The sequence below is a fragment of the Wolbachia endosymbiont of Listronotus oregonensis genome (assembly GCF_031205055.1).
Lineage (GTDB): Bacteria > Pseudomonadota > Alphaproteobacteria > Rickettsiales > Anaplasmataceae > Wolbachia.
This window is the reverse complement of record NZ_CP102118.1, coordinates 44,963-68,927: the sequence shown is the minus strand read 5'-3', so window position 1 is coordinate 68,927 and position 23,965 is coordinate 44,963. Positions and strand designations below refer to the sequence as shown.

At 35.6% G+C, this 23,965-nt stretch carries 19 protein-coding genes and 4 pseudogenes; 15 read left to right on the top strand and 8 right to left on the bottom strand.

Annotation, left to right across the window (positions count from 1 at the left end; translation table 11 throughout):
* Positions 1 to 318 precede the first annotated feature (318 nt).
* Positions 319 to 2,706, top strand: coding sequence for a DNA topoisomerase (ATP-hydrolyzing) subunit B (gene gyrB / locus NMD99_RS00360; protein WP_253309509.1), 2,388 nt, complete (start codon positions 319 to 321; stop codon positions 2,704 to 2,706).
* A 997-nt stretch (positions 2,707 to 3,703) separates the two neighbouring features.
* Positions 3,704 to 5,089 carry a dihydrolipoyl dehydrogenase gene (lpdA, locus tag NMD99_RS00355; RefSeq protein ID WP_264736150.1) on the top strand — a complete coding sequence of 462 codons (1,386 nt, stop codon included), beginning with the start codon at positions 3,704 to 3,706 and terminating at the stop codon, positions 5,087 to 5,089.
* Between the two features lies 1 nt (position 5,090).
* On the opposite strand, the gene NMD99_RS00350 is transcribed toward lpdA, so the two are convergent.
* On the bottom strand, positions 5,091 to 5,483 hold the full coding sequence (locus NMD99_RS00350) for a hypothetical protein (RefSeq protein ID WP_264688321.1): 393 nt from the start codon (positions 5,481 to 5,483) through the stop codon (positions 5,091 to 5,093).
* 73 nt (positions 5,484 to 5,556) lie between these two features.
* On the opposite strand from NMD99_RS00350, the pseudogene murG reads away from it, so the two are divergent.
* Positions 5,557 to 6,641, top strand: a pseudogene (murG, locus tag NMD99_RS00345) (undecaprenyldiphospho-muramoylpentapeptide beta-N-acetylglucosaminyltransferase).
* Here murG and NMD99_RS00340 read toward each other — a convergent pair.
* A pseudogene (locus tag NMD99_RS00340) lies at positions 6,582 to 7,812 on the bottom strand (IS256-like element ISWpi15 family transposase). The pseudogenes murG and NMD99_RS00340 overlap by 60 nt on opposite strands.
* A 102-nt stretch (positions 7,813 to 7,914) precedes the next feature.
* On the opposite strand from NMD99_RS00340, the gene NMD99_RS00335 reads away from it, so the two are divergent.
* Both NMD99_RS00335 and NMD99_RS00330 read left to right on the top strand, forming a co-directional pair.
* Positions 7,915 to 8,160, top strand: coding sequence for a hypothetical protein (locus NMD99_RS00335; protein ID WP_253307281.1), 246 nt, complete (start codon positions 7,915 to 7,917; stop codon positions 8,158 to 8,160).
* Between the two features lie 52 nt (positions 8,161 to 8,212).
* Positions 8,213 to 8,812, top strand: coding sequence for a TIGR02217 family protein (locus tag NMD99_RS00330; RefSeq protein WP_253307282.1), 600 nt, complete (start codon positions 8,213 to 8,215; stop codon positions 8,810 to 8,812).
* Here NMD99_RS00330 and NMD99_RS00325 read toward each other — a convergent pair.
* The 5 genes and pseudogenes from NMD99_RS00325 to purE form a co-directional block, all read right to left on the bottom strand.
* Positions 8,805 to 11,449 (bottom strand): annotated as a pseudogene (locus NMD99_RS00325) (2-oxoglutarate dehydrogenase E1 component). The gene NMD99_RS00330 and the pseudogene NMD99_RS00325 sit on opposite strands and share 8 nt — an antisense overlap.
* 464 nt (positions 11,450 to 11,913) lie before the next feature.
* Positions 11,914 to 12,870: an ankyrin repeat domain-containing protein gene (locus tag NMD99_RS00320; RefSeq protein WP_309166166.1), complete on the bottom strand. Its 957-nt coding sequence runs from the start codon at positions 12,868 to 12,870 to the stop codon at positions 11,914 to 11,916.
* A 155-nt stretch (positions 12,871 to 13,025) separates the two neighbouring features.
* Positions 13,026 to 13,166: a hypothetical protein gene (locus NMD99_RS00315; protein WP_264736007.1), complete on the bottom strand. Its 141-nt coding sequence runs from the start codon at positions 13,164 to 13,166 to the stop codon at positions 13,026 to 13,028.
* A 369-nt stretch (positions 13,167 to 13,535) separates the two neighbouring features.
* Positions 13,536 to 15,394 (bottom strand): annotated as a pseudogene (gene mutL / locus NMD99_RS00310) (DNA mismatch repair endonuclease MutL).
* A 7-nt stretch (positions 15,395 to 15,401) separates the two neighbouring features.
* Positions 15,402 to 15,893: a 5-(carboxyamino)imidazole ribonucleotide mutase gene (gene purE, locus NMD99_RS00305; protein ID WP_253307285.1), complete on the bottom strand. Its 492-nt coding sequence runs from the start codon at positions 15,891 to 15,893 to the stop codon at positions 15,402 to 15,404.
* A gap of 435 nt (positions 15,894 to 16,328) precedes the next feature.
* On the opposite strand from purE, the gene NMD99_RS00300 reads away from it, so the two are divergent.
* The 10 genes from NMD99_RS00300 to NMD99_RS00255 all read left to right on the top strand — a co-directional run bounded on the left by NMD99_RS00300 (position 16,329) and on the right by NMD99_RS00255 (position 22,409).
* The gene (locus NMD99_RS00300; RefSeq protein WP_253310011.1) at positions 16,329 to 16,625 is read left to right on the top strand and encodes a helix-turn-helix domain-containing protein; all 297 of its coding nucleotides are present in this window, start codon (positions 16,329 to 16,331) and stop codon (positions 16,623 to 16,625) included.
* Between the two features lie 60 nt (positions 16,626 to 16,685).
* Complete coding sequence (gene rpoZ, locus NMD99_RS00295) at positions 16,686 to 17,102, top strand: DNA-directed RNA polymerase subunit omega (RefSeq protein WP_253307286.1); 417 nt, start codon at positions 16,686 to 16,688, stop codon at positions 17,100 to 17,102.
* Between the two features lie 28 nt (positions 17,103 to 17,130).
* Positions 17,131 to 17,376: a monovalent cation/H+ antiporter complex subunit F gene (locus NMD99_RS00290; protein WP_082860906.1), complete on the top strand. Its 246-nt coding sequence runs from the start codon at positions 17,131 to 17,133 to the stop codon at positions 17,374 to 17,376.
* Between the two features lie 6 nt (positions 17,377 to 17,382).
* A complete protein-coding gene (gene mnhG, locus NMD99_RS00285; protein WP_096617042.1) occupies positions 17,383 to 17,670 on the top strand; it encodes a monovalent cation/H(+) antiporter subunit G in 288 nt (95 codons plus the stop codon).
* A 1-nt stretch (position 17,671) separates the two neighbouring features.
* The gene (locus tag NMD99_RS00280) at positions 17,672 to 18,199 is read left to right on the top strand and encodes a DUF4040 domain-containing protein (protein WP_264688399.1); all 528 of its coding nucleotides are present in this window, start codon (positions 17,672 to 17,674) and stop codon (positions 18,197 to 18,199) included.
* Positions 18,192 to 18,611, top strand: a complete 420-nt coding sequence (locus NMD99_RS00275) for a Na(+)/H(+) antiporter subunit B (protein WP_164224942.1) — start codon at positions 18,192 to 18,194, stop codon at positions 18,609 to 18,611. The genes NMD99_RS00280 and NMD99_RS00275 overlap by 8 nt, the downstream gene beginning before the upstream one ends.
* Positions 18,608 to 18,934, top strand: a complete 327-nt coding sequence (locus tag NMD99_RS00270; RefSeq protein ID WP_253307288.1) for a cation:proton antiporter subunit C — start codon at positions 18,608 to 18,610, stop codon at positions 18,932 to 18,934. Before NMD99_RS00275 ends, NMD99_RS00270 begins: the two co-directional genes overlap by 4 nt.
* A gap of 123 nt (positions 18,935 to 19,057) precedes the next feature.
* Complete coding sequence (gene rpoD / locus NMD99_RS00265; protein WP_264688398.1) at positions 19,058 to 21,001, top strand: RNA polymerase sigma factor RpoD; 1,944 nt, start codon at positions 19,058 to 19,060, stop codon at positions 20,999 to 21,001.
* Between the two features lie 207 nt (positions 21,002 to 21,208).
* Positions 21,209 to 22,189: an SGNH/GDSL hydrolase family protein gene (locus tag NMD99_RS00260; RefSeq protein WP_253307290.1), complete on the top strand. Its 981-nt coding sequence runs from the start codon at positions 21,209 to 21,211 to the stop codon at positions 22,187 to 22,189.
* Between the two features lie 52 nt (positions 22,190 to 22,241).
* A complete protein-coding gene (locus tag NMD99_RS00255; RefSeq protein WP_265017346.1) occupies positions 22,242 to 22,409 on the top strand; it encodes a hypothetical protein in 168 nt (55 codons plus the stop codon).
* Positions 22,410 to 22,537: 128 nt separating this feature from the next.
* Here the strand turns inward: NMD99_RS00255 and NMD99_RS00250 are convergent, their stop codons facing one another.
* On the bottom strand, positions 22,538 to 23,938 hold the full coding sequence (locus NMD99_RS00250) for a hypothetical protein (RefSeq protein ID WP_265017347.1): 1,401 nt from the start codon (positions 23,936 to 23,938) through the stop codon (positions 22,538 to 22,540).
* Between the last annotated feature and the right edge of the window lie 27 nt (positions 23,939 to 23,965).

Sequence of the window (23,965 nt, the reverse complement as noted above, 5' to 3'; positions counted from 1 at the left end):
ATCGAGGTAGCCCAAAAGGCTCCATCAGTGGTTCGACCGTTCCTCCAAAGCCACGCTGTCCTACGGGCACTTAAGGCACCATTGCACAGTTCGGCTATAACTGCAAAAAGCTCTTCTCTACAAAATTATACATAAAATTTGCCATACACTCAGCTAGGAAGTTTCTTTTTGGTTTGACAGGTTTTATCTGTCCGGCGCTGTCTTCAAAAATAAGCATTCGTAAAGTTGTGCTTTTAACATGGGTTATCAGTTTAAAAATGTTGCTAACTAGTATATCTGGATGTAATATTAATTAACATTCATAAACGAAGCAATCTAATGGAAAATAGTTATAATGCCGATGCAATAAAAATCTTAAGGGGTCTTGATGCTGTAAGGAAACGTCCAGGTATGTACATTGGTGACACTGACGATGGATCTGGCTTGCACCACATGGTATATGAGGTTGTTGACAACGCAATAGATGAATCTTTAGCTGGATATTGTGATAAAATTGAAGTTAGCATAAATAAAGATGGTTCAGTATCTGTAACTGATAATGGTCGTGGCATTCCAACTGACCTTCATGAAGAAGAAGGAATATCAGCAGCAGAGGTAATAATGACTCAACTCCATGCTGGTGGTAAATTTGACAGTAATACCTATAAAGTTTCTGGGGGATTACATGGTGTTGGAATCTCAGTTGTGAATGCATTATCAAGCTGGTTGGAATTAACTATTTGGCGCAATAAGAAAGAACACTTTATGCGCTTTGAAGATGGTGAGTCTATTGAACCTTTAAAGGTAGTCAACGAAAATACAAACAAAAGAGGAACTAAAGTCACGTTCATGCCATCAACAGAGACTTTTAATGGCATTAATTTCAGTTACTCAACGCTTGAAAGTCGTATAAGAGAATTAGCATTTTTAAATTCAAATATCGACATTACTTTACGTGATCTGCGCAATGAACCATATACAGAATCTCATTTCAATCAGAGCAATCAATCTAAAGACAATTTTGGTACAGCGAATTTTGTGCGGTACTTAGATAAGAATAAGACACATGTAACTAAAATTGCCAGTATGAAAGGAGATGCAGAAGATCTTGGCATCAGCTTGGAAATATCGATGGAATGGAATGATTCCTACTATGAACATATGTTATGCTTCACGAATAATATAAGGCAACGAGATGGTGGTACGCATTTGGCAGGATTTAGATCTGCACTAACTAGATGTATCAATAACTATGCAACTAATGAAGGGTTTTTAAAGAAAGCAAAAGTAAATTTAACTGGAGAGGACGTTAGAGAAGGTTTAACTTGTGTTTTATCTCTCAAGATGCCTGATCCTAAGTTTTCTTCACAAACAAAAGATAAACTAGTTAGTTCTGAAGCGCGTACAGTTGTGGAGAGCATAGTTTCTGATAAATTGAGCACAATCCTTGAAACTGATCCCAAATTGGCAGCAAGTATAGTAGAAAGAGCAATCAGATCAGCAAAAGGAAGAGAAGCCGCAAGAAAAGCACGAGAGTTAGTTAAAAGCAAAAACAATATTGATATTGCAACTCTGCCAGGAAAGCTTGCTGATTGCCAGGAAAAAGCCCCTGAGTTATCGGAATTATTTATAGTAGAGGGTAATTCAGCAGGTGGTACTGCAAAGCAGGGGCGTAATCGTAAAACACAAGCAGTGCTTGCCTTAAGAGGAAAAATTCTAAACGTAGAACGTGTAAGTTTAGATCGTATTTTTTCATCTGCAGAAATAGGCTCTTTAATTACTGCAATTGGTGCTGGAATAGGGAGTGAACACTTCAATATTGAAAAAGCTAGATATCATAAAATTATCATCATGACAGATGCAGATGTTGATGGTTCACATATAAGAACTTTGATTCTAACTTTCTTTTTTAGACATATGCGTGAAGTTATTGAAAAAGGCTACTTATACATAGCACAGCCACCCCTTTATAAAGTTACAAAGAATGCTAAAGACACTTATATTAAAGATGACGAAACTTTTGAAGAGTATATAATAAACTCAGCAGTTAAAAGATTAACACTAAGTGGTACAGCTACAGAATTTAACGACTTGCGCCTTATTTTGAATAAATGCGTTAGCATTTCTAATATTAGCAAAAATTATGATAGAGAAATACCACAAAATCTCTTAGAGTCATTGCTAATTTTAAGCAAAAAGAATGCTCTATCATCGGCTGATGAGATATTAAAGTATTTAAAATTAATGTACAGTGAATATACTTGGGAAGTAGAAATAAAGGATGAAGAAAAAGAAATTCACATCTCTAAATTATTTCAAGGATTGGCAGACAAATATATATTTGCACTTAGTATGCTTGAAGGCAAAGATATGCAAAACATATTAAGTTTGCTTGATGGTATAAGTAATTTATTTAATGGTGATTCATTTTTAAAGTCACAAGAAACTGAAATAAAAATCACTTCTCCAAGTACGCTTGCAAAAATAATAATGGACTATGGTAAAAAAGGTTTAACTCTGCAGAGATTTAAAGGTCTTGGTGAAATGAATGCTGATCAGCTATGGGATACTACGTTAAATCCTGAGGCTAGAACTTTATTGAAGGTTGAAATAAGAGATTGTGAAGAAGCTGATTCCATATTTTCAATATTAATGGGTGATATAGTTGAACCACGCCGTGATTTTATTAATAGTAATGCACTCAACGTGCATGATGTTGATATTTGAACTTTTAGCAAAATGTACGAACGTTACGGGTTTAAGCAAAAACTGTGTCATTCAAGTAGCTGACACTTGGATCCAGATTGGATACTGAGTTGGTGAGTATAAAAGTATAGCTTCTACGTCATACCGCGATTCATTCGCGGTATCTCATCCGCTAACACGTAGCGGGATGACGAGGTTATCGTCATGCCACCGCGAACCGTCATACCGCCGCGGTATCTCACATAGATCCCGCTAACAAGCAGCGGGATGACAGCAATCCTACGTCATACAGCGATTCATTCGCGGTATCTCATCCGCTAACACGTAGCAGGATGACGAGGTTATCGTCATGCCACCGCGAACCGTCATACCGCCGCGGTATCTCACATAGATCCCGCTAACAAGCAGCGGGATGACAGCAATCCTACGTCATACAGCGATTCATTCGCGGTATCTCATCCGCTAACACGTAGCAGGATGACGATTGTCAAGGTGTCATCCGAGTAGCTTGACTACTTGGATCCAGAAAACTTAACTTTAAATAAGTGGCTGCATAATAAAGACTAGATTCCAGCGTCACGCGCTGGAATGACACCATTTTCGGTCTCTTAAATTGCTTTAGCTAGAAACATTAAGAAATTTACCAAATGGAAAAAAAAGGCAAAAGAAGCCCCGTGGTGCAAGTTTTGACTCTATATTACTGTAAGTGGCGCTGTAATAATGTGCTAACGCTTAAAATAAGCGCGATTTGGCTGAATGTAGAAAAAATAAAAAAGACATGCAGCCGCTATAATTTTATGTAATCCGCCAATAAATACCTGAGTTTTTTACTGAATTTTGTCATTGAGCCTGCAGGTTAAAAACAAGTTTTGAGTCACAAATACCCTTATTGTCATGATAAGGGGGCTGGCGGAGTTTGTCAAGCAAGTTTTTTCGTTTCTATGTTGTCAGCTACCTGAATATTGATCATACGGGTTCCATCTGTTATATATAATCTTTTTGAATACGAAGAAAACTGATGAATGAGTATGATATTACGGTTATAGGTAGCGGTCCTGGTGGTTATATAGCAGCAATTAGGGCGGCACAGCTTGGGTTTAAAACTGCAATTGTAGAAAAAGAAAAAAATTTAGGCGGTATATGCTTAAATTGGGGATGTATACCAACAAAATCACTACTTAGAGCATCTGAGGTTTATAGGCTAATAAAAAGATCAAAAGAGTTTGGTATAGAAGTAAAGGGAGCGAGTTTTGATATACAATCAATAGTGAAATACTCAAGAAACGTTGTTGATAAATTGTCAAGCGGTGTTGCATATTTGATGAAAAAAAATAACATCAAAGTTCATCAAGGCTTTGGTAAACTTGCAGGCAATAGTACTATAAAAGTTGCTGGTGATAAGGAAGAACAAGAAATTGTTTCCAAACATATCATTTTAGCAACAGGCGTGAGAGCACGGAATCTGCCTGGAATAGAGGCAGATGGAGATTTAATATGGAATGCGCAGCACGCTATGACTCCAGAGAGATTACCAAAATCACTACTAATCATAGGGTCTGGTGCAATTGGAATAGAATTTGCAAGTTTTTATAGTACTTTGGGGGTTGATGTAACAATCATAGAGATAAAGAGCACTATTTTGCCGCTGGAAGATAAAGACATTTCAGGCCTAGCAGAAGAAATATTCACAAAACAGGGGATAAAAATATATACAAACAGTAGCGTAAAAGCTCTTACTAAAAGTAAAGACTCTGCTCAAGTGCTACTAAGTAGTGGCGAGAGCAAAGAATTTGATAGGGTGATTGTTGCGGTTGGAATTCAAGCAAATATTGAAAATATAGGTTTAGAAAATACAAAAATTAAATTAAGCCCTTCTGGTTTTATTGAAATGAATGAATGGTATGAAACTAGTGAATCAAATGTGTATGCAATAGGTGATGTAGCTGGCCCACCATGTTTAGCACATAAAGCGAGCCATGAAGCTGTGATCTGCGTTGAAAAGATTGCTGGTAAAAGTGCTCATGCGTTAAAAAAAGAATGCATACCAAATTGCACTTATTCTCATCCACAAATAGCGAGCATCGGCCTTACTGAGGAACAGGCAATAAGAGGTGGGTATGATGTAAAAATAGGAAAATTTCACTCTAACTTTAATGGTAAGTCTATTGCACTCAGTGAAACTGAAGGGTTAGTGAAAACAATTATAGACAAAAAGACAGGCGAACTTCTGGGTAGCCACATGATAGGTGCAGAAGTAACGGAGTTAATTAGCAATTTTGCTCTTGCAAAGCAACTAGAAGGAACAGACTTCGACATAAAATCTACGATTTTTCCTCATCCAACCATTTCAGAGATGATACACGAATCAGTGCTTGCTGCAGATGATGAGTCGTTAAATAGTTGAACTAACGTTCCATCGTTTTAGAGTTGTCAATGTCTTGGGTAGTAGTTTGATTAGGCACTTTAGTTTCAATAGATTGATTACCACCAGCATCAGAATTCTGTAACTCTTCTTTCAATCCCTTAGCTGCTTCTTTAACTTTAAGCTTTGCCTTTGGATGAAGATCTTCTGGGCCTTTTCCTTTAGTATCCAAACCTTGTTGTAGATTAGTGCTTTTCATTTTATTATGCTGCTCGTGCTCAGGTAGGTCAACAACCGAATTGAAAAGAATTTTTATTATATTTTTTAGCAGTTCTAAAAAACCTCCGCTTCTGCCTTCTCTTTGTTCTTGAGGTTTATTTTTCTCATTAGGTTCTTTTTTACTATTACTTTTAGGCATTTTTAACTCAACTATCATAAAGCTTAATAAAATTCTACGTGCAAATTATTAAATAACAGTTAACAATCTAGTGTTAATTTGTTATTTACAGATGGATATTATTTTAGCAACAGGTGGCACAGGTGGGCATATCTTTCCGGCCATAGCCTTAGCAAAAGCACTAAAGACACAAGGATACAATTGCATATTATTCACTGATAAAAAAACAAATAAAAATATCGACATAGAAAGCTATATTTTACCATTACGTAGACCAAGCGGCAACAAATTTAAATTTTTTCTTTTATTAATGTATAGTTGTGTGCTAGCAATATATAAAATCAGAAAATTGAAGCCAAGATTAGTAATTGGTTTTGGTAGCTATGCTTCTTTTCCAACTCTTCTTGCAGCAAGGGTTCTTTCTATACCTATAATTTTACATGAACAAAATACAGTTTTAGGAAGAGTAAATAGATTTTTTTTAAGAGTGCAAAATTAATTGCAACCAGCTTTCCGGAGACTAAATATACAGAAGGTAATAAATGTATTTTTACAGGAAATTTTATTGATATAAAAGCACAGAGCCATTCTAGCACTGAGAAAGTCCTAAACATATTAGTCATAGCAGGTAGCCAAGGTGCAAATTTTTTTGATGATGTAGTAAGCAGCGTAATTTGTAATTTGCCTATTAAAATGAAAAAGAAAATTAGAGTGACGCAGCAATGTACGAAGAAAAATGTAAACAAGGTCAAGAGTCTATACAAAAGTGAAAAGATCGATTGTGAATTGAGTGAATTTTTTGATGATATGGAAAATAGATTGGCCAATGCTCACTTGGTAATTAGCAGAGCAGGAGCAACTTCAATAGCAGAGATCACTCTTGCTAGGCGCGCTGCTATATACATTCCTTACCCTGACTCAAAAGATAATCACCAATTTTATAACGCAAAATATATTGAAGATTCGGGAGCAGCTGTAATAGTTGAGCAGAATAGTGAAGCAAAAAAAAATCTAACAGAGGTACTATTTGATCTATTAAATAATTCTCAAAAATTGCGTGATATGACCAATAATACAAAAAAAACAGGGATAAAGAATGGGACGGGAGTGTTAAATAAACTGTGTCAAACCGCATTTTTAGTTCAACTCAATTTTCAATCTGCCAGGAAAGAAAACATCAAGTTGAGAGATAGTTAATGCCCAATCATGTACAGGCATCGTCCACTTTTCCTCTGCCTTCTTTATAGCACAATATACCTGCTTATACAAGGCATTTATGCTGGTAAATGAGCCTTTGGTCTTAGTGAATTTCCTAATTTGCCTATGTAGCCCCTCTATGGGATTGGTGGTGTAGATTATCCTCCTAACTGGACCAGAATACTTAAAATAACCAGACAAGTTTTCCCAATTATTCTGCCAAGATTTTATAACCATAGGGTACTTTGTGCCCCATTTTTCATCCAATTCCAACAGATAATTCTCGGCAATTTCCTTGCTTGAAGCTTGATATACCTTCTTTAAATCGCTCAAAAAACTCTTCGCATCTTTACTGGCCACATACTTCAGTGAGTTGCGTATCTGATGCACTATACACATCTGCACTTCCGCATTAGGAAAGACACTGTTTATAGCTGCAGGAAAGCTTTTCAGCCCATCAACGCAGGCAATAAGGATATCTTCTACTCCTCTTTCTTTGAGGTCATTTAGCACTCCCAACCAGAAGTTAGCTCCTTCACTTTCAGCCAAATAAAAACCTAATACTTCTTTTTTGCCATTTTGATCTATGCCTAATATGTTATACATGCATTTACTTACGCAATGCCCGTCCTCTTTGACTTTAAAAAACCATGAAAACTATCGGATATACAGACTGCAGCGGGCGACTACGCCATTCGTTGATTACTGGTAGCAATTTGTCAGTAATACTTGATATCTCTGCCACCGATATTTTGTGATCATAAATTTCCTCAACATGTGACACTATATCTCTATAGCCCATACCACTGGCAAATGTGCTCAAAATCTTCGTTTCAAGCTCTGGATGTAAGTTTGTTTGCCTTTTTTTGACTATTTGTGGTTCGAAACTTCCTTCCCTATCTCTTGGCGTCAAAAGCTCAAATGACCCTGCGCTTGTACGTAAAGTCTTTGCATTCCTCCCATTTCTTCGATTATTCTCTTCGCTTTCAGCCGACAAGTGGTTTTCTATTTCACCTTCCAGGCTTACCTCCAGCAACTTTTTTATAAACGGTGTTAATGCTCCATCTCTTCCTGTCAACGGTCTTCCTTCTCGTATAGACGACAGGATATTTGTTTCTAATTCTTTATAATCTACCAAACCGGTAGTTCTGTTTACTACTTTCTGACTCATTGTCAAACCTCCATTTTTTTATATCAATTTATTACTTTTTTTTCGGTTTGACACAGTTTATTTAACACTCCCAAGAAAGAAGCTGTTTATGGCACAGTTGCTGTGATAGCTGCTATAGTATTCACAGCATCTGCTATAGCTGCTATCATTACTCAAGCAATTCCTTTTGCATGTCTTACTGGAATTGCTTTAGTCGTTGGATGTGTTTGTGTATATCAATTAACGCAGAGTCATAAGAACATTAACGAACTGAAAAGTGAGTTAGAAGAAAATAGTACCCTTACTTTTCTAGAAGAAATAGGATTAAAAATGCACGGTCTTATTAATAAAGCAACTTTAAAAATTTAAGATCTTTCCTGTTTTACTACACCACCTCAATTTTACTTTCATAGGAGGACATATGTCATTCACAGAAATTAGATTTCCAGAAAATATATCTTATGGTTCCACTGGAGGACCGGAATTTTCCACTGACGTTGTAACAACTCATAACGGTTGTGAACAGCGCAACATCAATTGGTCTCATGCACGCACTAGATACAACATAGCTTACGGGGTCAGATCAAACGAGCAGCTAACAGAACTCATAACATTTTTTCATGCACGAAAAGGTAAAGCAATAGGGTTTCGTTTTAAGGATTGGTCAGATTTTATAGCCATTAATCAAAAGATTGGTATAGGAGATAACAAAAAAACGACTTTTCAGCTAATCAAAACTTATGTAAGTGGGGAAGATAAGCATATACGCATGATCAAAAAGCCAGTACATGGGACAGTAAAGATTTATTTAAATGGTAAAGAAGAGAGTGAATATTCAGTAAATTATTCAACGGGAGAAATAACATTTATGAAGCCACCAGTAAAAGATGCGATAATCACTGCGAGCTTCGAATTTGATGTGCCCGTGCGCTTTGATACAGATTACTTAAACGCTTCTATTGATGACTATGGAAGCAATAGCTGGAATAACATTCCACTAGTAGAGGTGAAGTTTAATTAAGCTGCTTTAAAATTTCCTCCTGTTGCTGAGTGTGAACACTAGCATAACCACATGCAGGAGATGCAGCAGCAGGTCTTGCGATACACTTAGGTCTTTTTGCTTGAATATTGAGGTCAGATAACACCTCGTCTATCAATGGGTTGACAAAAAACCATCCCCCCATATTTTTTGGTTCTTCTTGACACCATATAATTTCAGCGTTCTTGTACTTTTCAAGTTCGCTGCTTAATTTATCGGCTGGAAACGGATAGAATTGTTCTAAACGTATCACTGCTATATCGTTTATTTTTTGTGTTTCAAGCATTTCAATTATATCGTAATAAACTTTACCACTGCATATTACAACTTTACGTATTTCATTATTTGAAACTAAACCTGTTCTACATTCTGGAATTACCGTGAGGAATTTTCCTTCAAAGTCAGATAGGTTAGAAACTGCTCTTTTATGACGCAATAGTGATTTAGGTGTAAACACTACTAAAGGCTTACGAAAGTCTCTATGCATTTGTCTGCGTAAGACATGGAAGTAATTCGCCGGAGTGGAACAATTAACTACCTGCATATTATCCTCTGCGCAGAGTTGCAAAAATCTCTCTATACGTGCGGAGCTATGCTCAGGTCCTTGCCCTTCATAACCGTGGGGCAACAATAGAACTAGACCGCTTGATCGCAACCACTTTGTTTCTGCAGATGCGATAAACTGGTCGATCATAATTTGTGCACCATTTGCAAAATCACCAAATTGTCCTTCCCAGAGCACCAGTGAATACGGAGAATCAAGACTATATCCATATTCAAAGCCCATTACAGCATACTCTGATAAAGCGCTATCTATGACCTCAAAGTGAGCTTGCTTTTCATTTATATTGTTTAGCGGAATAAACGCTTCTTCTGTTGCCTGATCAACAAGCCTTGAATGACGGTGCGAGAAAGTCCCACGACCAGAATCTTGTCCTGATAAACGCACTCCTATTCCTTCTGTAAGCAGTGACGCAAATGCAAGACTTTCGGCAGTTGCCCAGTCTATATTGCTACCAGAATTTATGCTGTCTATTCTTCCATCGAGTATTTTTCTAACCTTATTGTTAATGTTAAAGCTACTTGGAATATTGCTATTTATATGCACACCCAATTTTTTCAACTCATCTGGCGGAACACCAGAATCCGTGTAGTATTCGCTCAAATCGTTCAGCTTTGCTCTTCTTAATTTTGACCACACTCCACCGAACCAGTCAGCTTTTTTTGGAGTGTAAGTCACTGATTCAGCAAGACTTTTATCTAATTTTGCCCTGAACTCACTGCGCAATTTATTTACTTCATCGCCATCTAATACTTTCTCTGCAGTCAATTTTTCTTCATACAATGTTCCAGGAGTTTTATGTTTTGATATCAGCTTATACATAAGTGGCTGAGTGAAATTCGGTTCATCGCCTTCATTATGGCCGTATTTGCGGTAGCATATTATATCAATCACTACGTCCTTTTTAAATTTCTGCCTATATTCCATCGCCAGACTTGCAGCAAAACTCACAGCTTCCGGGTTATCTCCATTCACATGGAAAACCGGAGCTTCTATTGATTTTGCTATGTCAGTGCAATAAAAGAGGATCGTGCGCAGCATGGGTTAGCAGTAAAACCAACTTGATTGTTTATAACAATGTGCACAATACCACCCACTTTATAACCTTCAATGTTGCTTAGGCTCAAGGTCTCGGCAACGACACCTTGACCGATGAAAGCCGCATCACCATGAATTGATATGCCAAGCACAGACCTTATATTCTGTTTTGCTCTTATTCTTCCAGCCAAAACCGGATTCACCGCTTCAAGGTGAGATGGGTTAGGGCATAAACTTAAATGTATTTTTTTGCCACCTGTAAGTGCTCGATCAGAAGAATAGCCAAGGTGATATTTAACATCACCAGACACCTCAAGACCACTTGGGTATGCAAGGTTGCCTTGAAATTCAGATAGCATTGCCGCATATTCTTTGCCCATAACTTTGGTTAGAACATTGAGCCGTCCGCGGTGAGCCATGCCAAGGACTATTTCTTCAATACTAAAAGCTGCAGAATCACTAATAATTTTTTCAATAGCAACGATAGCTGATTCCCCACCTTCGATAGAAAAACGTTTATATCCAGGAAATTTCATATGGAGAAATTGCTCGAACATCTCAGATTCGATCAAGTGCCTCAGGATTTCCTTTTTATCTTGTGAACTCAGCGTATAGGTTTGATTTTCGATCTTTTCCTGCAGCCATATTCTCTCCTCATAAGAGGAGATATGCATAAATTCAAAACCGATATTCTTGCAGTAAATATCTCTATAGATTTCAGCGTCACTTGCCGGAGATAGATTTGAATATTTTTGGTAATCTATTAATTGATTCTCACTTGGTGACAATGGGTTTAAGTCTGCAAAAAAGTGACCATAGGACCTGAAGAAATTTGCTAAACTAGAAACTGAATCATCTACCTTAGTTGCATTGCAGGGCTCTGCTTTATTAACTTCTAAATTGCTTGAAAAAATTCTATACCAATCTTCCCCGATTGATTTATCGCCCTGCAGATAACGGCTATACATTTCTTCCACAAATTCTGCATTATCACCATAAAGGCAGCTTAAATTCGACATAATCACTATAAAAAGTATCAAATACTTATAAGTATAACTTAAGTTTTTTAAAAAAGAACTTTTTTAGTTTCTATACGTCATACCGTGATTTATTCACGGTATCTCATCCGCTAACAAGTAGCGGAATGACGATTTATCAGCAATCTAAGTCATACCGTGATTCATTCGCGGTATCTCTTAGCATAGATCCCGCTAACAAGTAGCGGGATGACGAATTACTATACCACCGCGAACCGTCATACCGCCGTGGTATCTCTTAGCATAGATCCCGCTAACAAGTAGCGGAATGACGAATTACTATACCACCGCGAACCGTCATACCGCCGTGGTATCTCTTAGCATAGATCCCGCTAACAAGTAGCGGGATGACGAATTACTATACCACCGCGAACCGTCATACCGTGATTTATTCACGGTATCTCATCCGCTAACAAGTAGCGGAATGACGGTAAACCTAGATTACTTTAGCTATAATTATTAAGCTGCACCTGCTGGATTTGGTGATTGACTATTAAGAAATTCTTCTCTAGCTTCGGTAAAATCTGGTGAGGGTTTTGAAAAAACGCAGTTTTTATTGCACAGTATGCGCAATATAATGCAACAGCAGCAGTACTTACTGTAAAAATGGCAAACCCGATTTTATCTGCTTTTCTGAAATCTCCAACTGCAGCCTCAAGTGCGCAGCAGATACTAAAAAGCGAAAAAATCACTATACCACCAGAGTATAGTAACACCGTATCACGATCAACGGCACCAAATAGCTGCCCAACTTTACTGTTGTGTTCAGCATAATCTACTGGTCTTTTATTGTAATGATCTTTTAAGTCTGGGTTAGCGCCTTTCCTCAACAGCAATTTTGCAATTTCAACACGATCGTGACTTTTATCTTCAAATAAGTAATGCAACAGTGTTTTACCTTGACTATCTTTTGCATTAGGGTCAGCACCTTTATTTAAAAGTGATTCAGTAACTTTGTGGCAAGAAACGCCATCACTATTATTAATAACATAGTGTAATGATGATTTACCTTCTCGATCTCTCGTATTAGGATTAGCACCATGCTCTAAAAGCAAAGCTATGATCTTAACTCTTGACTCATTCTTATAACCTGTATATCTTAATGCAAAGTTCAATGGTATACTGCCACCAGTACCTTCTGTATTCAAATAGTTAAATTTATCATCATTTTTTACTGTCTTCAGCAACAACTTCAGAAAATCTAGCTCATTACTGTTAATAGCTGATATTACAAGATCCGAAAAAGCTTCTGCTTGACTATCGGTAAGCGATTTATATGCCTCGATCTGCGTTTTTAATACATCTGAGTTTTTTTCACTATCAAATAATTTCTTTCTGGCTTTAGAGATAACGTCATGGCTATCTGTTAGTTCCAAAATTTTTAAAGCTTCTTCTTTATTCATGATCATTACCCCTGCTAATAGTGTTGAAGTTGAGTATAACCCAAAATTTCAAAAAGCAAAGCTTTTTATGTTAAACTGCATCCACTGCGCAATCCCATAACTGTACAAACATTGTAATTTATCTCCATCTAGGAAAGGGTGTCATCCCAGTGCCCCTATGATGTCATCCCAGTGCCCAGACACTGGGATCTAGTTTTCCATAAATGGTGCATTTTAACATAACTTTTATACTTGATAAAATTCCTGGATTCCAGCATCAAGTGCTGGAATGACACCTCTCTTTGAGCTATAAACATTAAGAAATTTACCAAATGAAAAAAAAGGCAAAAGAAGCCCCGAGTAGCGAGTTTTGACTCTATATTACTGTAAGTGGCGCTGTAATAATGTGCTAACGCTTAAAATAAGCGCGATTTGGCTGAATGTAGAAAAAATAAAAAAGACATGCAGCCGCTATAATTTTATGTAATCCGCCAATAAATACCCTAAGTTTTTTACTGAATTTTGTCATTGAGCCTGCAGGTCAAAAACAAGTTTTGAGTCATAAATACCCTTATTGTCATGATAAGGGAGCTGGCGGAGTTTGTCAAGTCGTTTTTCGTTTAATCCGTTTCTATGAGCTACTTGGATGACGAGGAAAGAGCACTTACATATTTATGGCAACCTCATTACCTGCGCTCAAACAGTTTTTCAATATCACTGAGTTTCATTTCTATATAAGTTGGTCTTCCGTGGTTGCATTGCCCGGAATATGGAGTTTTTTCCATTTGTCTCAGCAGCTCATTCATCTCCTCTAACCTCATTTTCCTGCCTGCTCTAATTGATCCATGACAAGCGATAGTAGCCAATATCTTGTTCACTTTGTCTTCTACTGGCAATGTATCTTCTATTTCCGTTAATCTACCCACTATATTAATTAGCATCTCTTTCACATCTATTGCTCCCAAAATTGCAGGGATTTCTTTTACTATCACTTTATTCTCTGATTTGATTTCAATATCAAAACCCATTTCAAATAACTTATCTTTATAGATTTCAATCATCTCCATTCCAGCTTGATTTTTGATTTCAACCGTTTCAGGAAGAAGTAGTTTTTGTCTTTTTATACTTGATTTTTGTTTTAGGCATTCATATACTAATCTCTCGTGGGCTGCATGCTGATCAACTATAATCAATTTGTCTCTTACCTCGGCAATAATGTAAGTATTATAGACCTGACAGCGTGCAAACCCGAGCGGGTGGCTCTCTATCAAATCAACTTGCTCTAACACCTTTTTTCTAGAACCATAATTTCCGCTTGTGATGGGGATTTCTGTATGCCGGTATAATCAAACGATTTTGACTGTTCTGATAAGCCTTTTGCTTTTTCATTTGGAGAAGCAAATTCTTTTATTAGTTGATTTTCAAAAGGACTTGGCCTTCTTTCATAAAATTCATTTTGAACATCAGATTTATCAAAAGGATCTGATAATGAACCTTTCAAAAAACCCTCTATTGTATTAGTAGTTTTCTGGTCACTAGCTGGAATGACATCAAAGGTGCCTATCCTTCTTGACAATGCTTTGATTAATCCTCTTGTCACTATCTCATATATGAGCTTCTTATTCTGAAACCTTACTTCTGACTTATTTGGATGCACATTTACATCTACTTGATCATAAGGTATCTCTAAATGTAACGCTGCAAAAGGATACCTATCGCTTGGAATAAAATCATGATATGCATACCTAACCGCACCAATAAGTAAATTATCTTTAATTGGCCTTCCATTAACAAATGTATAGATCTGAGTTGACTTACCACGATTGACGGTTGGCTTACAGATGTGTCCCGTAAGTTTGATGCCGTCTTCTTCTTCATTGACCTCCAAAGAATTGCCCTGAAATTCTTCTTCTACTTCACACAATCTATGAAATAACGAAGTCTGCTTAGCGTATTTTAAGAGCTTTTTATTACCTGAAGTGAGAGTAAACCCTATATGATAGTTAACCATTGCTAGGTTGTTTACAATATCAACAATGCTTTGAGTTTCTGCTCTTTCGGTTTTTAGAAATTTTAGTCTATTTGGGGTAGCGAAAAACAAATCTCGTACTTCAATATGTGTCCCTTGTGATAAAGAGTAAGGAGTTAGCTCCCCCATCTTTTCTCCACCCTCATAACTTATAGACCATGCTTCACTTGCTCCGCTTGCTTTAGACGATAATTTTATCCTACTTACTGCTGCTATTGAAGGCAGAGCTTCTCCTCTAAAGCCAAGATGCTTGATTTCTATCAACTCACTATCGCTCAATTTTGAAGTAGCATGGCGCATAAACGCAAGTTCTAAATCGTTTTTTTCTACTCCGTTACCATCATCTGTCACAATAATAAGGTTACGCCCACCACTTTCTATTTTGATCTCTATTTCTAAACTTCCAGCATCTATTGCATTTTCCACTAATTCCTTTACTACACTTGCTGGCCTTTCTATCACCTCCCCCGCTGCTATACGGTTTATGGTTTTTGTGTCTAGAAGGATTATTGCCATAGATTTATTATGAAACTGGTTTTTCTTTTACTTCTTTGGTCTGTCTCTCTCTCCACTTTTTTAACCTACCTGCAATTTCACTGTTGGAAATTGACAATATAGATACGGCGGTAATGGCAGCATTATATGCTCCATTTTCTCCTATAGACATGGTTGCAACTGGAACACCCTTTGGCATTTGAACTATAGAGAGTAGACTGTCCAGCCCATTTAATTGTTTACTATGCACAGGAACGCCGATAACTGGTAAACAAGTTAATGACGCAACCATACCAGGTAAATGAGCTGCACCTCCTGCACCAGCTATAATAACCTTGAAACCTTCTTCTTGTGCAGATTTAGCAAAATTGAAGAGCCTTTCTGGTGTTCTATGTGCAGATATTATGAATATGTCATGTGAAACTTCTAATGCTTTTAGCATATCGACGGTATGGACCATAGTGGTGTAATCTGACTCACTTCCCATAATAACAGCAACATCTTTTTTTATTTTTGTCATATTCAACACAATTTTACTTACTAACTAAATAGTGTTCCAGCTAAAAAGCAACAAATATTTAAGTTATATTATAAATATAGTATATAGAATTCTCGTTAAAATAGAAATTTTAAAAATTTAAATAAATATCTATGTTAAGATATAGAGATATAAACTTCTTATGTAAGATAAATTTATAAAATAATTATTTTTGTATTTCAAGCTTTGTAATTTTAGCTTGTTCTTTCTGTAAATGATTTTTTCAGAGAGGCTGATGGTAAAATGGTAATTTAAAATTACTAGAAATTTGATTGAAATATTAATATACAATCAACTTAAAGTTTTAAATTTGATATCATATAATTATTGACAAGTTATATGATATTAATATCTTGGTATATTAAATATTATGCTATAATATTTAATAAAGTTAATTGATATGTGAGTGTAAGAATTATGGAAATAATATCGTTAAATAACTTAGACAGTGCAGCAATAAAAACAAAGTTGCTTTATATAATAAATAAAATTATAGAAAAAAATGCTTGGACTCAGGCTTTTGCAGCTGAGAAACTTGGTATTGATCAGCCAAAGGTATCACAAATTAAAAATGGTAAAATAGATGGTTTTTCTTTAGAGCGATTGTTAGGATTTCTAAAAAAACTTGATCATGAAATAACAATCACGATGACAGAAAGCCAAGAAATAAAATCTGAGGCAGAAAAAGTAAAACATGAAGTTGAATCGCAATAGATACAAAGTTGACAACTTGTTTTTTGTGATATAGTATAAAACTTATTAAGGTAGTATCTTATGGCTGAGTCTATTGTAGAAAAGTGTACAGAACAGGTAAGTAACCGTTTCAAATTGGTTCTATTGGCAAGTCAAAGAACACATGATTTAAATACAGGAGCAAGTAATCCAGTTCAAACAGTTCAGTTTAAAGACCATAAAAACACCATAGTTTCCTTATATGAAATAGCAGAAAAACAGGTGGATACTCATGAGCTATTTAACCTTTTGGTAGGTAGATGCAAGGAGTACATGAAAGGAAATATGAATAATGTTTACAGCAGTAATACAAGTAAGCTAGCGAATTTATTAAATTTTTCTGATGGTCAATTTAACACAGATCTTGATGCAAGTCAAGAAAGCCAAGATTATGAAGTGGATGGTGAAATAGATGATGAAATAAATGATCAAGATGGCGATGAAGAAGTATCCGTTTAGAAATCTACTGAAGTTACATAGTCTTTAAATGCTTCACATTGCTATCTATACACTGTTGTTCTGTATGAGTATAATGTTGTGCCGCATAGTGTCTAAGTCAAGTGATGTGTACAATAAGGTTTTAGCGTTCAATAATTTCTCAACGCAAGTAGTTGTACTCATAACAGCAATATCAATCATTCTGAATAATTTTTTTTTAATTGATATAGCATTGTTGTATGCTAGCGTTAGCTTTATATCAACTATAGCACTAATGAGATTAATGTTGTTTTAATAATTTATGATAGGATCCGTTCTTATATTTTTAGGCATTTGTTCAGTAATCATTTCAAGTGTGGGAGTAATTAGATTTCCTGATTTCTATACTAGGTTACATGCAGCAGGTATTACAGATTCTAGCGGTGCAACGCTATTGTTAATTGGTTTTGCTTTGCAGAATGGATTTTCAATCAATACTGTTAAAATAATATTATTAATTCTTATAATATGGGTAGCTAGCTCAACTAATGGCTATATTTTAGCGCGCACTTATTATAAAGTTAAGAAAAAAACTGTTAAAGAAGGTTAAGGTGTTAGAAATATTAAATGTAGTGCTACTTTTGTTGTTACTAACAGTTACGGTTTTTATAGTCTTCTCGCGACATTTAGTCGTAAGTGCTGTTCTAATGTGTGTATTTAGTTCACTTATTGCGCTTATATACTTAATTATGAATGCACCTGATGTTGCAATTACTGAAGCTTCTGTTGGTGCGGGGCTCAGTACGATTTTTACGTTTGCAGCACTCTCCTTGATAAAGAATCATAAAGTAAATCTATCTCATAACCCTATAACGCTTTTTTTTATGTTATTTCTGGCTGTATGTTTGTCATATTTTATGATTCAATTGCCAGATTTTGGCAGCCACAATGCTCCGATCCACTTGCATGTTGCTCCTTATTATGTGGAAAATACCGAAAAAGCTACCGGTATTCCTAATATAGTGACAGCTGTTTTGGCAAGCTTTCGTGGTTATGACACGTTTGGAGAAACTATAGTAGTTTTTACTGCTGCGCTTTGTATAACGTTGATATTAAAAGAAGAAAAAGACAATGATTAAAGATCCGATATTAAATGCAGTAACATTTTTGATGATACCTTTTATCATTTTATTTGGTTTATACATACAATTTCACGGTGATTACACTCCGGGTGGAGGTTTTCAAGCAGGAATAATTATTGCCTCCGGGATAATATTATATTCAATGCTATTTGGTGTATCTACAACTCTAAAAGCAATACCTTATTCTGTGATTAGATTGACTAACGTGTTAGGTATTTTAATTTATGGAGGAACGGGCGTTGCAACAACTTTACTTGGCCAAAATTTTTTATCTTATGATATCTTGTCAGCCAATAATAGAACCGGTCAAAAATTGGGTATTTTTTTGGTGGAATTAGGTGTAGCATTTACTGTCTGCTCCTCTATGTTAATTATATATATGAATTTTGCTCGTAGGAAAAAACAATGACTTTATATAATTATACGATTATTATTGTATTAATGGTGCTAGGTTTATATATTATTATAAACGATAAAAATTTAATCAAGAAAATGATAGGGGTAAGCGTCTTCCAAGCATCTGTTTTGTTGTTTTACATATCTCTAGGATATATAAAAAGTTCTTTGCCTCCTATATTGGTTTCAAATTTTTATTCATATAGCAATCCTATACCTCATGTTTTAATGCTTACTGCTATAGTGGTTGGAATTGCAACATTTTCAGTTGGATTGTCCATAGCAGTAAAAATGGAAGAAAAGTATGGAACAATTGATCAAGACAAGTGTACATAAATTAACAGTATCTTAAACTATATGAAGTAACGAATAGCCACAAGTTAAAAGTAAAATTATAGACTTGCTCGTTGTAAGTTTATTTGTTAATAAGAAATAAAATTATAAACTATAAAGGTAATGATGTCAACTATTAATGATGCAGAAGATAAGAAAAAAGTTATCAGAGATCTTGTAACTAAAAGTATAAAAAAAGGTGGTTTTGTCACCTTTGATGATATAAATGATAAATTATCAGATGAAAATTTTTCGTCTGATTTTATAGATGATGCTATATCTTTATTGCAGGATTCCGGAATTAATGTGCTTGAAAGTAGCGAAGATGAAGAAGATATTCCTTCCAACAGTGATGATAGTAAACTTGATGATGATGACACATCGCCAAATATTACTGCAACTTTAGTACAAAATGATGATCCAGTGAGGATTTATTTACAAGACATGAGCTCTGTAAAGCTTTTGTCAAGGGCAGATGAAATCGAGATAGCAAAAAAAATTGAATCTGAAAAGCATAACATGTTACGTGCAATAATTGAAACATCAGTAACATTAAAGGTGATAAAAGTATGGCGTGATGATTTAAGTAGTGGAGCTCTCTTACTGAGAGAAATTATAGATCTGGATGCAATTTATAACTCTGACTTTAATGTGGTACCCAAAGAAGAGAGTGAAGAAAGTGCTGAAGATGTTGAGGATTCTGAGGATGTTTCTGAAGATGCTGAGTACTGTAGTGATGATGAGAAAGATAGTAAAAAAAGTGATGATGAGAAAGACGGTGATAATGAAGATATAAATTCAGCGAATTTAAATGTTTCTATTCTTGAAATGGAAAGTGACTTATTGCCAAAGGTCATAGTTGCATTGGATGAGATAATTACTTTAACAAATGAAGCATTGGTATTAAGAAAAAATTCTAAAGATTCCTCTGATGAACTAGAGAATTTATATAGTCAAATATGGTCTATAGCATTACAAATTAAGTTAAGTGATGCTGCTGTTGCCAGAATTACACAAGAACTTTATAAGATAAATAGATCCATCACGCTTGAAGAGGCTAATCTTATTGCTGAGGCTAGAAAATACGATATCGATAGAGAAAGTTTCTATAAAGTTTATGATGACGTGCTTTTAAAGCACGAATTGAAAAAGATAATTCTTTTAAAGATCAACGAAAATCAGTCCTCTTTTACAGGTGAATTAAAAAACAAATTTTTAAGGTTTATAGACGATAACTCTGAACATATAGCTAGTACTTTGAACGGTATTAAGCAGCATATACAGGAAGATAACGTGCAAGAATTTAAGGAGCTAATCAGGAGAATACAAAAACACGAACGAGAAGTCTCTGAAGCAAAGCAAGAGATGATTAAGGCTAACTTAAGGCTAGTAGTTTCCATTGCTAAGAAGTATTCAAAAAGAGGCCTTGATCTGCTTGATTTGATACAAGAAGGCAATATTGGTCTTATGAAGGCCGTGGATAAGTTTGATTACAAACGTGGATATAAATTTTCAACTTATGGCACTTGGTGGGTAAGACAATCAATCACTAGGGCAATACCTGAGCAGTCTAAAGTAGTTAGAATACCAGTTCATATGGTAGAAGTTATCAGTAAAATCAACAGAGCATTAAGAAAAATGACTCATGAGATGGGAAGAGAGCCGACGTTAGAGGAATTAAGTGTAGAACTGACAATGCCACTGGAAAGAATACGCAAAGTTATGAAAATAGCAAGGGACCCAGTAAGTCTTGAAGCTCCAACAGGAAAGGATGATAGTAGTACCTTCGGTGATTGTATAGAAGATAAGCGAGTCTCCAGACCAGAGGATGCTGCAATACTTGCTGACTTGCGTGGCATTACAACCAATGTTCTTGCAACTTTAACACCAAAGGAAGAAAGAATTCTAAGAATGCGTTTTGGCCTTGGTAAAGATGGGAAGGAGCATACCTTAGAAGAAGTAGGAAAAATTTTTAATGTAACACGTGAGAGAATTAGGCAAATAGAGGCAAAAGCACTGCGCAAGTTGAAACATCCAAGCCGCGCTAGAAAACTTAGAGGGTTCTTTTAAGTATACGTGTCAAGTTAAGAAGAAGCTGATTTTGCCCGGAAAAAGTGGAGAAAAAGTCAGAGCGTTTTTAAAATAAAACGTTTTTTCAAAAAGGTATGATATGAAGGAAATGCACAATAAAGTTTAAAGTGGGGGTTGTAAAAAAGTTGCACCGCTATTTTTTTTTATGAATCTAATGAAACAACATGCTAATCTACGGTAAATATTATGACAAACAAAAATGACAATTCTAATTCAAAGTATAGAAATTTTTATGTTCTGGGTGATAGTTTATCCGATAATGGCGCAATCATTGGAATTTTAAATAACTTATCCTTTGCAAAAAGCGTAAAGTTTGATGACCCTTTTTATCAAGGAGGATCTTTTAGCAATGGCCCCACTGCTGTTGAATATGTAGCAAAATATTTAGATTTAGACGAATTTAAACCTGGGTGGAGTTATTCATTTTTTGGGAAATGCCACGAACAGCAAGGTCAAAACTATGCAGTTTCATGTGCAACAGCATCTGAAATTTTTGACCCTATTTTTTATTATTTCTTCAATAAATTTCGTTTAGCTAACCAGCTAGATGCGGTAATTAAACATCATCCAGATATAGGTAAAGAAGATTTATTTTGCATCATAATCGGCGGAAATGATGTTATGGTTGCCACTGCTTATGACGATACTAAAGCGGAAGAAGTGTTGGAACAAGCAGTGAGTGAAATATGTAATGCACTTAAGGTTCTAAATGAACATGGTGTTAAGCATGTAGTTGTTGCAAACGCACCTGAAGTTGGCTCAATACCAGCTTTTAATAGAGATGAAGAAGCAAGGGAACTAGCTACGAAGCTCACAGAGAGTTTCAATGCAAAATTGGCTAATGGCTTAGATTATATGAAGAAAAGTACAAATCTTGAAATAAAAGCATTTGATCTTAACTCTAAAATGAAAAGTATGCTTAGCGAATACAAGAGCAAAGGTTTAAATTGTCAAGATGCATGCACATCGAACATTGCAGACCAAATTGGGAGATTTAAAGAAAATATAAAAATACTCTTAAAGTTGATATTTAAAGGGGAACTTGACGTTCACTATAACCCTGGGTGTAGCGAAGAAACACTAAAGGATTATTTCTTTTTTGATTATTTCCATCCAACTGCAGAACTTCATCATGAAGTTGGTAATGAAGTGTATGAGTTGATTTGACACAGTTTTTTGAACATTCCCTAGATCCCAGTGTCCCTATGATGTCATCCCAGTGCTTGACACTGGGAACCAGAAAAGTTTGCTTGTGAACAAGCAAACTAGCACAGAAAGTGATTACAACATTTTCGATGAGATTATATGGAAAACTGGATCCCAGTGTCTGGGCACTGGGATGACATCGTTTACTATGTGCCATATTGCAATGTTCGTACAGCTGTGAGTCACGCACTTTGCTTCAATATTTGCACATTAGCCACTCCTCTGAACAGATACAGTCAGTTTAGCTATAACTTCCTAAGTTTGCTCACAATCTCTTGACTTGACCATATGTTTTTTTCCCAAATGTTACTATCTTCCTCCTTTTCCTTTCTCAATTTGTGCAACCATTTCCTTAACACTTACTTGTGTGGAAGGAGGATTTTTGCTGACATGAGATTTTGGATCAGATTTTGCTGTTATGTGTTTCGTTGCAGATCTTTTATTCTCTGTTAGAAATGAATGAGATTGTTTTTTCTTCACACCGATATCCGCTTGTGCTGCTGGGGTAGTTTTGCTTTCAGCAAGCCGTACATTAGCATTTCCTTTTGCTTGATTTTGCTCAAATTTTTCTTTTAATGCCTTTACTTTACTGCCCATCTCGCGATTAGCTCCTCCTTTCATAGTAGCTGCTGCTACTTTTGGTATCGCCTTACCAGCAGCTTTTTGTGCTGATTTCCTATTGTCTTGATTTTCAGATTTTAGTGGTACTGTAGGTTTACTTTCAGCTGATTTTTTAAGAATTACTTCTACTACTTTTGGCTCTGTGCTTACTTTTTGATCAGCACGGCTTAGATTTTTAGGCTTTGGCGGTACTGCAGGTTTATCTTTGACTACCACTTTCGATTCTTGTCTAACTTCTTGACCAGTAGTAAACATTTTTTTTGGCACTTGCGATGCTCTTGGTGGTTTTGGTAGTACGAGGGATTGAGGTTGTTGTTTCTGCTTACGTTTTCTTTTTGCCTCTATATGTTCTTTAGAAACTGTTGCATAAATTGGCTCTTCTTTGGGCGATTTTGAACTCTGCGAATTTTCTATTAAAATTTTACTCTTCTTCTCTTGATAATTTGATATGTCTTCATATTCATGCTCTTCATTTAATAAACTTCCATAGCCTAAATCTTCTCTCTGCTCATATAAAGGATTTTCCTTTTGCTTTTTCTCTTGATAATGTGATATGTCTTCATATTCATGCTCTTCATTTAATGAACTTCCATAGCCTGAATCTCCTGCTTGTAGATCATATAAAGGATTTTCTTCTTGCTTTGACGCTGTTCTATCCTCTAAGTTCACTCCATACAATCTATGTTCCTCCTGATTTTTTTTACTTTGCTCTAAATCTGAAATTTTCTTTAAAACATTTAGGTATTCGAATGTTATTTTTTCAGCAAGACTGGGCAATTTATCATTAGCAAAATTTCTTATATCGTTATCCTGAATTGAAGCATCTTTTCCCAAGATTTTATTAAATGTTTCCTTGAATATTCCAAAAAAACCTGATGGCTTTTTGTTCACCGGTTCTATATAATTATTCAAGTCACTACATATAACAAACTTAGCTACATCTTCTGCCTTATCTGTAAAACTCTCTAATGTCTGGGATAAATCTCTCACTGTTTTATTATATTGTTCACCAATATTTTTCAGCTTTATAGCTTCTATCAAGGAGTCGAGATTTTTTTTATAGTTCTCACTTTTAAATGGATCATTCATACTAATTACAGCTCATTATTTATTAAA